The organism is Arthrobacter sp. Y3223166 (assembly GCF_059090935.1).
Genome location: NZ_JBNHGE010000004.1, coordinates 74,010 through 88,631 on the forward strand (window position 1 = coordinate 74,010; position 14,622 = coordinate 88,631).

The window sequence follows — 14,622 nt, forward strand, 5'->3', positions numbered from 1 at the left end:
GTTCGAATATGATCCGGATCCTGACTGTCTGCACCGGCAACGTCTGCCGGTCGCCTCTGGCGGAGCGCCTGCTCCAAACCCGTCTCGACGCCGTCCGGCCCGGGATGTTTGAGGTCAGCAGTGCCGGCATCCAGGCGCTGGCGGGAGCTCCCATGGACGCCCGCGCCGCCGGGCTGCTGCACGTTTTCGGCGGCACCTCCCACGGCTTTGTTGCCCGACACCTGACGGAGCGTCATCTGGCCGATCCGGCGCTGGTGCTCGCTATGTCCACGGAACATCGTGACCGCGTACTCAAACTGGCTCCCCGTCTCCTGAAGCGCACCTTCACTCTACGGGAGCTGGCACGTATGCTCGATGCTGTCGATGCGGATCCCGAGCTGGAGATTCCGGGCGGCAGCAGCGTCGAGGACGTCCAGGCGCGCTGGAAACGGCTGCCGCACCTCGCGGCGCTGAAGCGTTTTGAGACCCGGCCCGAGGACCCCAGCGACGACGATATCGTGGATCCCTACCGCCGCGAAGACAGTATCTACCAGCAGATGGCCCGCGAACTCGTTCCGGCCGTCGACCGGCTGGTCGCGGTGGAGCAGTCGGAACTTTCCTAGGCGGCGATACGGCACTGGATCAGTCTGAGTAATACGAATTTGCGGGACAGTTTGCTGAACATGAAAGGCAATGGGGGTATGGCGATCGGCTTGCGCATCAAGGAGTTAATCGATCCACCAGACGCGCAACCCGGGGACCGGGCCGAGCCTGCCGGAGGCTCACCTCGCTTGCGGTCGTGGGGGCGGATAGTTCAGCGCCGCCTCGTCGTGACCGACCTTTTGGTGGTGGCCGGGGCCCTGCTTGCCGCCCAGATCATCCGCTTCGGTGTCACCGAAGCCGACCTGAATTTCAGCGGCGTGGCCGGCGCTTACTGGGGTGTTTCGTTTGTACTGGGCGCGTTGTGGATTTCCGCGCTGGCCATGACGCGCAGCCGGGCGCTTCCCGCTCTGGGGATCGGCAACGACGAGTATCGTCGCGTCATCAGCGCCACCATCGGAACCTTCGGGGTGTTTGCCATCGGCACCATGCTGGTCGATTTCCCCATCGCACGGGGATATCTGGCCATCGCCCTGCCCTTGGGCCTGGTCCTGCTGTTGCTCACCCGTCGCCTGTGGCGGCAGGAATTGCTCCGGCAACGCGGACGCGGCGAATACATGGAGCGGACCCTCATTGTCGGCGAGATGGCGGACGTCCGGTATGTAGCGCGGAAAGTTCTTAAGACTCCGGAGTCCGGCTACCTCCTGGCCGGTGCAGCGGTGAGGTCTGCTGTGGAGCGGGCAGTCGACCTGCCGGAGGGAGTGACCGTTCCCATCGTCGGTAGACCGGAGGACGTGGTTGCGCTCGTTAAGGAGCAGGATTTTGACACAGTGATCGTTGCCGGCGCCCCGGTCGAAAGCCAACGGTACGTTAAGGAACTCAGTTGGCAGCTCGAGGGCACGCAAGCCTCGCTGGTAGTGGCCAGCAAGCTGGTGGACGTGGCTGGTCCCCGGATTCATTGGCGGCCGGTGGAAGGCCTGCCGCTGATGAGCGTCGAGCTGCCCCACTATGAAGGGTCGAAGTTTGCCTGGAAGCGCCTGTTGGACGTGGTGGCCAGCGCACTCGCTCTGGTGTTCCTATCGCCGCTGATGCTGCTCATTGCGCTGGCCGTCCGTATGGACAGCAGCGGCCCGGTATTCTTCCACCAGGAGCGCGTCGGCGTCAGGGGCAGCCGGTTCCTGATGCATAAGTTCCGCTCCATGGTTCCCAACGCCGAAGAATGCCTGCACGAGCTCTCGGCCCGGAACGAGCACGACGGCGTGCTGTTCAAGATGAAGAGCGACCCCCGCATCACCAGGGTCGGGGCCTTTATCCGCCGCTATTCACTCGATGAGCTGCCCCAGCTGTGGAACGTGCTCGTCGGCGATATGTCCTTGGTAGGCCCCCGCCCGCCCCTCCCCAGCGAGGTGGAAGGCTACGAGCAGTACACGCACCGCAGGCTCCTCGTGCGGCCGGGCCTTACCGGTCTGTGGCAGGTCAGCGGCAGGTCCGACCTCTCGTGGGAAGACAGCGTCAGGCTGGACCTCTACTACGTGGAAAACTGGTCCTTTGCAGGGGACCTGACCATCATGATGAAGACAGTCAAGGCCGTCATCGGCAAGGATGGCGCCTACTAGCCGAAATGAGAGAAGCCCCTCGCACCGATTGGGTACGAGGGGCTTCCTATGCAATCAGCGCAGTCGAGAGGGCGACCGCTCGTCGCCGCTGAGCACGGCTTGGAAATCATCCGTCGCGCGGGCGTGCCGGACCGGACCGGCCTTTGCCCTGGAGCCGCGGCGTTTTTTGGCGGGCCGGCGTCCCGGAGCCGCCTCTTCCTGCTGGTAGTACTGGCCGTAGTAGCCGTACTGGGCGGCATCCGCGCCCTGCGTGGGAACACGGTTCAGAATGACGCCGAGAACGTGGGCCTCCACGCGGCGCAGGTTGCCCAGGGCCTTTCCTACTTCGTCCTCGGTGGTCTTGCCGGCGCTGATGACCACCAGCGAGCCATCGGCAATCTTGGACAGTACGGCAGCATCCGTGACCGGCAGCAGTGGCGGCGCGTCGATGAGCACAATGGCATGCTCGGCAAGGCGCTGGAGCAGCTCGTTCATGGCTTGGGACCCCAGCAGCTCGCTGGGATTGGGCGGCACGCGTCCCGAACCGAGGACGGCGAGGTTCGGTGCCGGGCCCCACAGCTGGAGCACGTCCTCGAGCTCCGCGCTGCCGGTGAGCACATCCGTGACACCGGCTCCCGGTACCAGGCCGAACATGTCCACGACCACCGGCCGGCGGAGGTCACCGTCCACTACCACCACACGGTGGCCCGAGGCGGCGATGGTGACCGCCAGGTTGGCAGTAACGCTCGATTTGCCTTCCGCCGGCACCGAGCTCGTGACCACGATGATCCGCGGCGGATTGTCCACATCCACGAAGGTGAGGTTGGTGCGCAGCTCGCGGAGCGCCTCGGACATCGCATGGGCGGCCCGGTCCCCGTTGGTCTCCAGCGAGCCCGTCTCTACCACCTTCCGGGACGAGGCCAGCCGCTTGTCTTCGGGAAGCGTGCCGATCACGGAAACGCCGAATTCGCGTTCCAGCCGTTCCGCCGACCGGATCCGGCGGTCCAGGTGGTTGCGGATCAAGGCGTACGCGAGCCCGAGCATGAGACCCAGGACCACGCCAATAGCCAGGGTGAGCTTGACGTTGGGGGAGGCCGGCGCCGTCGGCAAGCCCGCCTCAGCCAACGGTGCGACCCGGACCCCGGCCTCGGCCCCCGCATCCCCACCGGTTTCAATCTCCTCCACCTGCTCCGCCAGGGCCGAAACCCAGGCATCCGCCAGCTCCCGGGCTTCCACCGCATTCGGGGCGGCCGCCGTGATCCGCAGCTCCGCGGTATCCAACGGGGTCTCCACGGTGATTTCCTCGATGAGGTCCTCTGCGGTCACATTCAGCCCGAGTTGCTGAATGACGTTCTCGGCCACCGGACGGGACTCGGCCACGCTGGCATAGCTTTTGACCTTGGATTTGGCCAGATTGTCAGCGGCAAGTGCATCGATATCGGCGTCCGCCGCCGCAATGACCATACCGGTGGACTGCGCCTCGTAAACGGGCTTTTGCAGCAGGGTCCAGCCAAACGCCATCAGCGTGACCAGCATGGTGATCACAGATATTCCGCGCCAGTGCGTATGGAGGATGTGCAAGTAATCCCGGAGTTGCAGTCCTTGAGGCTGTTCCTCGGTGTAGTTGTGTTCCACGAGCCTGGTGTGGTCCTTCCCCTAGCCAACAAGCCTCAAACCCTGCAAGTCTAGCCGAGGACAGGGTTATATAGACCCCGTCGAGGGGCAAATGGTGAATCGTTCATTCAAAAAGGGTGGAACTTAGCTAAAAATGCGTTGTAAGCCTTTCCACCGGAGCCCTGAAAGCCGTTCCACGAGTCAGCGGTAAGGCTTGGCTCAGGTGACCGACGCCTGGTGAAGTGGGATGATTAGCGCAGACTTGTCTTGCGTATTGTCGGCCCGGCCGAGTAGCCGACGGGACAAGCTGGTTTCAGCCATCAATTCAAGGAGCACCCCCAGGTGTCTGTGGTTTCCACTCCCGCAACGCTCAAACATGCCGCCGGCATGATCGACAATGCCGAAGCGTGGCGCATCCGCAACGACTTCCCCATCCTTAACCAGCAGGTGAACGGCTCGCCGCTGGTCTACCTGGATTCGGGCGCCACGTCGCAGAATCCGCTCACCGTGCTGGAAGCGGAGCAGGAGTATTACGAACAGCGCAACGCCGCCGTCCACCGCGGCGCGCACATGCTGGCCGTCTCAGCCACCGATGCTTTCGAGAACGCGCGGGAAACGGTCGCCGGGTTCATCAATGCCGGGATCGACGAAGTGGTCTGGACGTCCAACGCCACCGAAGCCATCAACCTGGTCGCCTACGCCTTTTCCAACGCCAGCGCCGGCCGCGGCGGGGAGGCCGCATCGCGGTTTGCGCTGGGGCCCGGCGACGAGCTGGTGGTAACCGAGATGGAGCACCACGCGAACCTGATCCCCTGGCAGGAGCTCGCCTTCCGCACCGGCGCCACGTTGCGCTACATCCCGGTGGACGACGCCGGTGCGCTGCGCCTCGACGAGGCGGCGCAGGTCATTGGTCCGCGCACCAAGGTCGTGGCGTTTACCCATGCCTCCAATGTGCTGGGGACCATCAACCCGGTGGAGGAGTTGGTGCGGCTCGCCCGGGAGGCGGGGGCCGTCGTCGTGCTCGACGCCTGCCAATCGGTGCCGCACATGGCCGTGGACGTGAAATCGCTGGACGTGGACTTTGCCGCCTTCTCCGGCCACAAGATGCTGGGCCCCACCGGCATCGGCGCGCTGTACGGGAAGGCGGAGCTGCTCAACGCCATGCCGCCGTTCCTGACCGGTGGGTCCATGATCACCACCGTGACCATGGAGCAGGCTGAGTATCTGCCGCCCCCGCAACGATTCGAAGCCGGCACCCAACGCATCTCGCAGGCGGTGGCGCTGGCCGCGGCGGTCGACTACCTCCAGGAGACCGGGATGGACCGTATCCATGCCTGGGAGGCGGAACTGGGGCAGCGGCTGGTGGAAGGGCTCGCCGCGATCGACGGTGTCCGGGTGCTCGGCCCCGCCGCTGGTGCCGAACGGATCGGGCTGGCCGCCTTTGATGTCGAGGGCGTCCATGCCCACGATGTCGGCCAGTTTTTGGACGACAAGGGTATCGCCGTGCGTGTCGGCCACCACTGCGCGCAGCCGCTGCACCGGCGCCTTGGCCTGGTGGCGACCACCCGCGTCAGCACCTACCTGTACAACACCACGGACGACGTCGACGCCTTCCTGGCGGCTGTCGCCGGGGTCCGCCCGTTCTTTGGAGTTAACTGACGTGAGTGCTGAACTGCAGCAGCTGTACCAGCAGATCATCCTGGAGCACGCCAAGAAACGGCACGGCGCGCCCCTGGCCTATCCGCCGCCGGGAGACAAGTCGGGCGAGTCGCACATGCTCAATCCCACCTGTGGAGACGAAATCACGCTCCGGGCCGCCGTGCACAAGGACGGCGCCGCAACCGTGCTCTCCGGCGTCAGCTGGGACGGCCAGGGTTGCTCCATCTCGATGGCCTCCGCATCGGTGCTGAGCGACCTGGCGCAAGGCATGGAGCGGGAGGAACTGCTGAAGGTGGTGGACAACTTTCGCGAACTGATGCGCTCACGGGGCAGTGTCGAGGCCGACGAAGAAATCCTCGGAGATGCGGCCGCCTTCTCCGGCGTCTCCCGGTACCCCGCGCGGGTCAAGTGCGCCATGCTCGCCTGGGTGGCGCTGGAGGAAGCCTTGCTGGCGGCGAACTGAGCGGATCAAAAAGGGGTGACGGGCAGGCGCGAAGCGCGGACTCCTTGAGAGAGAATTAGTTCCGCACAGTTATGGCCGCGGAGGCTGAGGACTTAGCCTGGTAGTTCTTCTTGGTCCCGGTAACTTTCACCGCGATCTTGCGGCCCTTGTCGGCTACGGTGACGTTGTAGGTGGCTTTGGTGGCACCCTTGATCGCCTTTCCGTTCCGGTACCACTGGTAGGAGTATTTGCTGGGCGATCCGCCCCACTTGGCAAATTTCGCGGTCAACGTTCTCCCGGACGCGGCGGTGCCGGAAATCTGAATCTTGTGCGCCTTGAACCCGTATTGCCCCTTAGCGGTGGCCGTGAGCGTGACCGAGTATGGTGCGATTTTGATCCAAGGGTGGCTGGCTCGATCCGTGCGGTCAGTGGCCTTGACCGTAATTTTCTTGCCCAGGTCTGCCGTGGTCAACTTGTAGGTTTTCTTGCTCGCACCCTTGATGGCGACGCCGTTGCGGTACCACTGGTAGGCGTCAATGTAGGACTTGGACTTGTCGTTGAGACGTGCGGTGACCGTGTTGCCGATGAATGGGGCACCGGTGAGCTGTAATTTTGCCTTCTTGTCCCTGGCCCATTCGGAAAGACCTGAAACAATCAGATTGCGGTCGAACTCGATGCGGACTTCTTTCAGCTTTGGCTGAGCCGCGGTTGGTTTTGTGAAATGCAGATAGGAATTGAAGTCCCGTTCCTGGCCCATGTTGAAACGTATTCGTGACGTCTTGGCATCATAGTCGAATTCACGCTTCTGGAGATATTTCCCCAGCTTGTCATGTGCGCGGCCGTTGGGAGGCAGAATGGTCTGGCCGTTCAAACCTTTGGGGAAGGTGATCGAAGTCCACACCGATTCGGTAGCCCGGACATCGGGAAACGTGCCGGTGAGCATCAATAGTTCCAGGTGTTTTAGCTTTTCCAGCGGGGACGCATCAACGGCAGTTGTGTAGGGGGAGATGAGCAATGTCTTCAGCTTGGGGTTGCCGGCGGCGATGTTCGCGAACTTCAGCCCCTTCGTGGGGGAATTGATGCTGAGTCAGTCCAAGTTTTTGGCGCTGCCCAAGGCCGAGTAATCGGTCATCTTGGGTGCATTGAGCATGAGTGTTTTGAGTGATGCCGGGAGCATCGGCAGTTTGGTCATCGCACCGTTCGGCGGCCTGTCAGGCTCGACGCTGCCAATGTCGAGCCTGTCCAGCTTAATGAACTGCGTGAAGTTCGCACCATTGGCCGTCGTCCTGCATTCGAGGTGAGAGACTTCCTCTAGGGACGCTGAGGACAAAGCTGGCCCTCCTGCATACTCCACGGAAATGCAGCCTGCCGGGAGTGAGACGGCAGCGTGCGCCGGCGTCGCTGTGATAGCACCTGCCGCCAAAGTAAAAGCGGCAGCAACCGGCATCATTGCTCTTGCTAATTTCAAGGATCCCCCCGGCCGAAGCGTGTTCAAGACATACGCTTGAGCACGGTGATGTGCGGCATATCAGCCGCCGAGAATCAACCTAGCAGATTAGTAAGCCGTTCTTCAGGCTTTTCCCACATAAAGCAGGATTGTCACGTGCCAAGCGCTTTGTTTGGTCCAATGCCGGCGTTGCCTGCTGCAGTTAAGTGTTCGTGCTGCCGGCTTGGCTGCCTTGGCCAGTACCGATATCGATCGGTAGTTCTTGGCGTTGCAGTGCCCGGTCGACTCGTTTTCTGGCCTCAATACTGACGATGACTGATTCGGCCGTGACCGCCGTTGTTCCCGTGACAATGGGAACCTCGATCGATTGACTGGGCGCAGCACAAGGGGGCCGGGCGGCGCACTCGCGCGGCCCGGCCCCTTCTCTGGCCTGCTGGCGGCAGACTAGCCCGCGAGGCCGCGGGCGCCGATCACCAGCGTGGCGATGCCCAGGATCATGGAGGTGGTCGCCTTCATGAACTCCATGGTGAAGTAGCGGGTCATGGCGCCCTTCTCGTCTTTGGAGCGGGGGTCCTTTGACACCCGGACGAGATGCGGGGCCCAGACAAGCAAAGCCCAGACGCCGGCAAGGATCAGCACCCAGGCCAGGGCAGCCGGAATATTCACTGCAGTGGCTCCCGGGTCAGGCGCGGCCGGACAGCCAGGCCTCGGCCTGCTGCGCCTGGATGTTCAGGGCCTTGCCGAGCATCGGCTCGGCGGCGGCGGCGATCTTGCCGCCCAGGAACGGAATGGAAGACTTCACGTCTCCGCTGAGGTCCACCCGGGTGGAGTCTCCGTCGGCAACGAGCTGCTGTACGGCGTTGACGTCCACCGGCGCGCCCGCCACCTTCATGCTGACGTCGGCAGTGCGGGAACCATCGGCCGCCGGCGCCTGCCACCGTTCCGTCTGGGTGACGGTGAGCGAGTCGCCCAGCATTTTCTTCGCAATCTCCGGCAGCCGCGCGCTGGGAACCTTGCGGACCACGGTGATCGTGAAGGCGCCCGATACATCGCCGTCGCGCTGCACCGACTCCAAGGTGCCGCCGACCAACTCGCTGATGTGGCGCAGGAACGCCTCGTCGGTGAAGGCTTCGGTGACCTTGGCTGTTGGGTAGGGGAGGGTGGTGGAAGCGCTGAGCGCCATGAAGACTCCAGACGGTGGTTGGGAACAGAGACCAGCACTCATCTTACGCGGCTGCCACGCACAACGGCTGTATAACTTTTCACCTGTCCACGACCGTTTTGTAGAAAGGCCTTGTAGGTTCTTCACATTGGGTAAAGCCCGCCGCCTCGGGAAAGGCGGCGGCCGAACAGTGGGGGCTGTATGGCTTTGAATCGACTCACCCGCAGCTGGCGCCGGATGCCGGCCGAGAGGCAGCACCGGGTCGGCAACACGGTTGTTGCCATACTCGCCATTTGCGTAGTTGCGGTGCTCGTCTACGCTCTGGTCCGGTAGGAGGGCTGCATCCTTCCGGCGAAGGAACAGAGAGAGCTTTCGCGGTAAAGTTGAACGGTCGCCCCGGGGTTCTGAAGAACTTCGGGTGTTTGTGTTGCACGTCGACCGGGAGAATTTACCACCATGAGCCTGAACGGACTGCTGGCTGCCCTTGCCGAGGACCAATCGTTCGCGCGGGTACGGGTGCAAGCCGCCCGGCCGGTGAGCGAGCGCAGCGAGGACCTGCAGATCGGCGCACCGCCCGGGCTGCGGGCAGCGTTGCTGGCCGAAATGGTGCAGGGGCTCGAATCGGGCGCCAGGGAGGGAACCTCGGGCGGCGACGATTTCGGCGTCGGCGTGGTGCTGGCGGTGACGGCGACCGGGCGGGAGACCGAAGACTTGGCGGCGGCGCTGCGCAGCTATCTGCCGGATGAGTCGATCGAGGAGTTCCCCAGCTGGGAGACCTTGCCGCACGAGCGGCTCTCGCCGCGCTCGGACACGGTGGGGCGCAGGCTATCGGTGCTGCGCCGGCTGAAGCACGACGACGGGGCTGCGCCGCTGCGGGTGGTGGTGGCGCCGGTGCGCGCGGTGCTCCAGCCGTTGGTGCAGGGGTTGGGGGAGCTGCAACCGGTGTCGCTGACCGTGGGCGACGAGGTCGCTTTCACCGACGTGGTCCGGCGGCTGTCCGAAGCCGCCTATGCCCGCGTGGACATGGTGAGCCGACGCGGCGAGTTCGCCGTGCGCGGCGGAATCCTGGACGTCTTTTCGCCCACCGACGACCACCCCGTCCGGATCGAGTTCTTCGGTGACGAGGTTGAATCGATGCGCTGGTTTGCCGTCGCCGACCAGCGGTCCCTTGCCGGCGAGAACGTCAAGCACCCGTCCCGGCTGTTCGCTCCGCCGTGCCGGGAGCTGCTGATCACCCCCTCGGTCATGAGCCGCGCCGCAAAGCTGAAGGACCAGATGCCGGCGGCGGCCGACATGCTGGAGAAGATCGCCGGGGGCGTCGCCGTCGAAGGCATGGAATCGCTGTCGCCGGTGCTGGTGGACGCCATGGTGCCGTTCATCGGGGAGCTTCCGCCCGGTTCCATCGCCGTCGTCATTGAGCCGGAGAAGGTGCGCGGCCGCGCCCATGACCTCGAGACGACGAACGACGAGTTCCTGGCCGCCGCGTGGGCGACGGCCTCCGAGGGCGGGGACGCGCCGCTGGACCTGGCGCTGCAGGGGGATCTGGAGCAGGCCGGCTTCCGGTCGCTGGGGGACACCCGAGCCAAGGCCGCGGAACAGCAGGTGTCGTGGTGGTCCATCACCTCGTTCAATCCGGACGACGAAACCGTGCTGGACATCGACACGTTGACCATCGCGGCCAGGGAACCCAGGGGCTACCAGGGCGATGTGGCCGAAATGATGGAGTTCATCGGTTCCCGCGTGCGCGACCAATGGCGCGTAGTGGTGGCCACCGAAGGTCCCGGCCCCGCCGCCCGCATGGCCGAACTCTTCCACGATGCCCAAATCCCCGCCTCCCGCGTCGAATCGCTGGAGAACGAGCCGCAGCCCGGGATCATCGAAATCACCACGGCCAGCACGGGCAAGGGATTCGTCTTCGACGGGCTGAAGCTCGGCCTGCTGACCGAAGCCGACCTGCTGGGCCGGGCCACCGCACGCTCTACCAAGGACATGCGGAAGATGCCGTCGCGGCGGCGCAACGCCGTGGATCCGCTGCAGCTGACCGAGGGCGACTACGTGGTGCACGAGCAGCACGGCGTGGGCAAGTTCATTGAACTGGTGCAGCGCTCCACCGGCGCCGGACCCGCCAAGGCCATGCGCGAATACCTAGTGCTGGAATACGCCTCGTCCAAGCGCGGCGCCCCCGGGGACCGGCTGTTCGTGCCGACGGACCAGTTGGACCAGGTCACCCGGTACGTGGGTGGCGAGACCCCCGTCCTGTCCAAGATGGGCGGATCCGACTGGGCAAAGACCAAGAGCCAGGCCCGCAAGGCCGTCAAGGAGATCGCCGGGGAGCTGATCCGGCTGTACTCGGCCCGGATGGCCTCCCGGGGGCACGCCTTCGGACCGGACACCCCGTGGCAGCGCGAGTTGGAAGAAGCCTTCCCCTACATCGAAACGCCGGACCAGCTGACCACCATCAACGAGGTCAAGGCAGACATGGAGCGGGAAGTCCCGATGGACCGGCTGATCTCGGGCGACGTGGGCTACGGCAAGACCGAGATCGCGGTGCGGGCCGCGTTCAAGGCGGTCCAGGACGGCAAGCAGGTTGCCGTCTTGGTTCCCACCACCTTGCTGTCCCAGCAGCACTTCGAGACGTTCAGCGAACGCTTCTCCGGGTTCCCCGTCAGGGTCAAGGCGTTGTCCCGCTTCCAGACCCCCAAGGAAGCCAAAGACACGATGGAAGGCATCAAGAACGGCAGCATCGACGTCGTCATCGGAACGCACCGGCTGTTGTCCAAGGAGGTCCAGTTCAAGGACGTGGGCCTGGTCATCGTGGACGAGGAGCAGCGCTTCGGCGTCGAGCACAAGGAAGCGTTGAAGAAGATGCGCACCAACGTGGACGTCCTGGCCATGTCCGCGACGCCAATCCCGCGCACCCTGGAGATGTCCCTGACCGGCATCCGCGAGACCTCCACGCTGGCCACCCCGCCGGAAGAGCGCCATCCGGTGCTGACCTATGTCGGCCCGTACACCGACAAGCAGACGACCGCGGCCATCCGGCGCGAGCTGATGCGCGAGGGTCAGGTCTTCTTCGTGCACAATCGAGTGTCGTCCATCGAGCGCCAGGCGGCGCGGATCCGGGAGCTGGTGCCCGAGGCGCGGGTGGAAGTGGCGCACGGGCAGATGAGCGAGTCACGGCTGGAGCAGATCATTGTTGACTTCTGGGAGAAGCGCTTCGACGTCCTGGTCTGCACCACGATCATCGAGACCGGGCTGGACATTTCCAACGCGAACACCCTGATCGTTGACCGGGCGGACCGGTACGGCCTCTCCCAGCTGCACCAGCTGCGCGGGCGGGTGGGCCGCGGCCGGGAACGGGCCTACGCCTATTTCCTGTTCGACGCAGAGAAACCACTGGGCGAAGTTGCCCTCGAGCGGCTGAAAGCCGTGGCCGCGCACAACGAGCTGGGCGCCGGCATGCAGTTGGCCCTGAAGGATTTGGAGATCCGCGGCGCGGGCAACCTGCTGGGCGGAGAACAGTCCGGACATATTGCCGGCGTCGGCTTTGATCTGTACATCCGGCTGGTCGGCGAGGCGGTGGCCGACTTCCGCGGCGACGCCGAGCAAAAGGTCGCCGAGATGAAGATCGAGCTCCCGGTGAACGCGCACCTGCCGCACGATTACGTGCCGGGGGAGCGGCTGCGGCTGGAGGCGTATCGGAAGCTGGCGCAGGCGACCACCGGCGAAGCCATCGACGAAGTGGTGGCCGAGCTCACGGACCGCTACGGCGAGTTGCCGGAACCCGTGCAAAATTTGGTAGCCGTGGCACGCTTCCGGGTGCAGGCCCGTGCAGCCGGACTGACCGACGTGGCCGTGCAGGGCAACTTCATCAAGTTCGCGCCGGCATCGCTGCGGGAGTCCAAGGTGATGCGGCTGAACCGGATGTACCCGGGTTCCCAGGTGAAACCGGCGCTGGACTTTATCCTCATTCCTAAGCCCAAAACCGCCCGGATCGGCGGCAAGGACCTGGCCGACCTGGCCATCCTTGAGTGGGCGCAGGGCGTGATCGACGCGGTGTTCAAGGATTAGGAGCGTATGACCCCGTGCAGCGACTCTCCAGACCGTCACCGTACCTAGGCTCTACTAGATGGGTCTTGGGCTGGACTAAAGCGCCACGGTCGGTGAACCGCACCCTGTTCCGTTGGCTCCCGACATATGACGACTCATTCATTGCAGCAGGATGTTCCTCGCTCGAGCCCTACTACCCGCCGAGTTTGGCCGCAATTTCAGCGTAGCGCGGAAACATGAAGCCCCGCTGGCGCAGGTATCAAGGAGTTCGGCATCTCCCAGGTGGCCCTGCATTTCTGGCTAAAGAAGTGCGTCATCGAAGACGGCGTCCGGCCCTAGCCTAACGGAGAAGGGAAGCCTGAGCTACGCGACGAGAAGAAACGGATACGGCTGCTGCAGCAGGAAAACGATGCGCCGGGCCGCGGTGTTCTTCGCCCAGGAGTTGCTCCCAGAATTGAATTTACGTTGATCCTCGACCTTACCGTCGGACTGAGTCCCCCGTCGCGGCGGTCTGCCGGTGCTGGCTTGCTCCAAGGAGGCCTTCTACAAATGGAAGGCCAATCCGGTCCCCGATAGGGGATTGGGATGATCCACATCAAGCATCGCAGCACTGGACATTAATGTCGACGATCCGGCCTTCGTGTACCGGTTCATGGCCGACGATCGCGCCCTTGTGCATCAGCGCGGTGAGATTCGGGCGCAGCGATGTTCAGTTGGCGCACCTGGTCCATCTTCGTCAAGAAGAGGGGAATCAGCGGCAAGGCAGACAACTTGCAGATCGCGCGTGCATCATCGAATTTTTGCAGTCTTTCCCTTCTGTAGAATCTGGGAGGAGGCCAGCTGCGCCTAGGTCTCCGCTCGGGTGGGTCACAGGCATTGGTGTGCAAGCCGTGAACAAGAACTTTATGAAAAGGCTGGCTGAATGACGAAATCTGTCGCTATCATCGGAACGCGAGGCTATCCCAGCTACTATGGGGGCTTTGAAACCGCAGTGCGAAAGCTAGCGCCCTATTTGGCTGCACGTGGCTGGGACGTCACCGTTTATGGTCGAAACGGATCAACGTTGGAAGATGATCCCGACCGCGACCCAGCGGTGCGGACTGTTATAACTCGGGGTATCGAGAATAAATCCCTCAGCACTTTGTCTTTTGGTCTAACTTCTGTCATGCATGCCCTGATAGAAAAGCCCGATGTAGCACTGGTTATGAACGTTGCGAACGGTTTTTGGGTTCCATTGCTCACTATGCGCGGCATCCCAGTGGCCGTCATCGTGGACGGAATTGAATGGGAGCGGGCTAAGTGGGGTAAGTTAGCGAGGATGGTCTTCAAGCTTGGCGCTAAATTCACCGCCCGCTTCGCCAAGCAACTCATCACAGATTCCAAGGAGATACAGAGGGTCTGGCAGGCGGCGTTCAATAGAGAAAGCGTCTTTATACCATACGGCGCAGAATTCCCGGAGGACCTGCCTGTCGAAGACGGACTTGAACACAGGGGATACATACTCGCGGTAGCTAGATTTGTTCCAGAAAACACCATTCCTCAGTTTTTTGACGCAGTGCAAGATATGGCGCACGACTATAAGATTGTGATTGTCGGGTCGTCTGGATATGGTGGCGAACTGGATGAAAGAGCTCAGCAGCTACATGATGCTAACGAGAATGTCGTTTGGCTGGGGCACCTAAGCGACGACCGCCGCTTACTCTCGCTATGGCAGCATGCCGGTGCTTACTTCCATGGACACAGTGTGGGCGGAACAAATCCTGCTTTGGTTCAAGCCATGGCGTGTGGAGCTCCGATTGTGGCCCGGGACACGGTGTACAACCGTGAGGTTCTCGGTGCCGTTGCCGTGTACGTGCCACCGTTCTCGGACGCAATCCGAAGCGCCCTCCAGCGGACTATGATTGGAGCGGCGGAAGCCAGCAGTGAAGCATCGATTGAACGTGCACTGGAACAATATTCATGGGATGGCGTTTGTCAGAAATACGATCGCATCCTGGCGGACTTGGCTCGATGCGAAGCACGCAAAGAGGCAAGAACCTACGCGGATATCAAGCAACGGTGAAAGCTATCAGAA

11 protein-coding genes are annotated in these 14,622 nt (G+C 63.2%); 6 read left to right on the plus strand and 5 right to left on the minus strand.

The window, feature by feature from the left end:
* The first annotated feature begins 8 nt into the window (after positions 1-8).
* Together AC5RUH_RS03990 and AC5RUH_RS03995 are read left to right on the plus strand one after the other, a co-directional pair.
* Positions 9-602, plus strand: a complete 594-nt coding sequence (locus tag AC5RUH_RS03990) for an arsenate reductase/protein-tyrosine-phosphatase family protein (protein ID WP_494100707.1) — start codon at positions 9-11, stop codon at positions 600-602.
* A 207-nt stretch (positions 603-809) separates the two neighbouring features.
* Positions 810-2,195: a sugar transferase gene (locus AC5RUH_RS03995; protein ID WP_494100706.1), complete on the plus strand. Its 1,386-nt coding sequence runs from the start codon at positions 810-812 to the stop codon at positions 2,193-2,195.
* A 54-nt stretch (positions 2,196-2,249) separates the two neighbouring features.
* On the opposite strand, the gene AC5RUH_RS04000 is transcribed toward AC5RUH_RS03995, so the two are convergent.
* Positions 2,250-3,809, minus strand: coding sequence for a tyrosine-protein kinase domain-containing protein (locus AC5RUH_RS04000; RefSeq protein ID WP_494100705.1), 1,560 nt, complete (start codon positions 3,807-3,809; stop codon positions 2,250-2,252).
* Between the two features lie 321 nt (positions 3,810-4,130).
* Between AC5RUH_RS04000 and AC5RUH_RS04005 the strand changes: the two genes are divergently transcribed.
* Both AC5RUH_RS04005 and sufU read left to right on the plus strand, forming a co-directional pair.
* Positions 4,131-5,447, plus strand: coding sequence for a cysteine desulfurase (locus AC5RUH_RS04005; protein WP_494127941.1), 1,317 nt, complete (start codon positions 4,131-4,133; stop codon positions 5,445-5,447).
* A gap of 1 nt (position 5,448) precedes the next feature.
* Positions 5,449-5,910, plus strand: coding sequence for a Fe-S cluster assembly sulfur transfer protein SufU (sufU, locus tag AC5RUH_RS04010; RefSeq protein WP_494127942.1), 462 nt, complete (start codon positions 5,449-5,451; stop codon positions 5,908-5,910).
* Between the two features lie 55 nt (positions 5,911-5,965).
* On the opposite strand, the gene AC5RUH_RS04015 is transcribed toward sufU, so the two are convergent.
* The 3 genes from AC5RUH_RS04015 to AC5RUH_RS04025 all read right to left on the minus strand — a co-directional run bounded on the left by AC5RUH_RS04015 (position 5,966) and on the right by AC5RUH_RS04025 (position 8,519).
* A complete protein-coding gene (locus tag AC5RUH_RS04015) occupies positions 5,966-6,904 on the minus strand; it encodes a hypothetical protein (protein WP_494127943.1) in 939 nt (312 codons plus the stop codon).
* An 876-nt stretch (positions 6,905-7,780) separates the two neighbouring features.
* On the minus strand, positions 7,781-8,002 hold the full coding sequence (locus tag AC5RUH_RS04020) for an SCO4848 family membrane protein (RefSeq protein WP_494001375.1): 222 nt from the start codon (positions 8,000-8,002) through the stop codon (positions 7,781-7,783).
* Positions 8,003-8,018: 16 nt separating this feature from the next.
* On the minus strand, positions 8,019-8,519 hold the full coding sequence (locus AC5RUH_RS04025) for a DUF2505 domain-containing protein (RefSeq protein WP_494127944.1): 501 nt from the start codon (positions 8,517-8,519) through the stop codon (positions 8,019-8,021).
* A gap of 435 nt (positions 8,520-8,954) precedes the next feature.
* Between AC5RUH_RS04025 and mfd the strand changes: the two genes are divergently transcribed.
* Positions 8,955-12,569, plus strand: coding sequence for a transcription-repair coupling factor (mfd, locus tag AC5RUH_RS04030; protein WP_494127945.1), 3,615 nt, complete (start codon positions 8,955-8,957; stop codon positions 12,567-12,569).
* Positions 12,570-12,911: 342 nt separating this feature from the next.
* On the opposite strand, the gene AC5RUH_RS04035 is transcribed toward mfd, so the two are convergent.
* On the minus strand, positions 12,912-13,082 hold the full coding sequence (locus tag AC5RUH_RS04035) for a hypothetical protein (protein ID WP_494127946.1): 171 nt from the start codon (positions 13,080-13,082) through the stop codon (positions 12,912-12,914).
* Between the two features lie 388 nt (positions 13,083-13,470).
* Here AC5RUH_RS04035 and AC5RUH_RS04040 point away from each other — a divergent pair, with 388 nt between their 5' ends.
* The gene (locus tag AC5RUH_RS04040; protein ID WP_494127947.1) at positions 13,471-14,610 is read left to right on the plus strand and encodes a DUF1972 domain-containing protein; all 1,140 of its coding nucleotides are present in this window, start codon (positions 13,471-13,473) and stop codon (positions 14,608-14,610) included.
* Positions 14,611-14,622 lie beyond the last annotated feature (12 nt).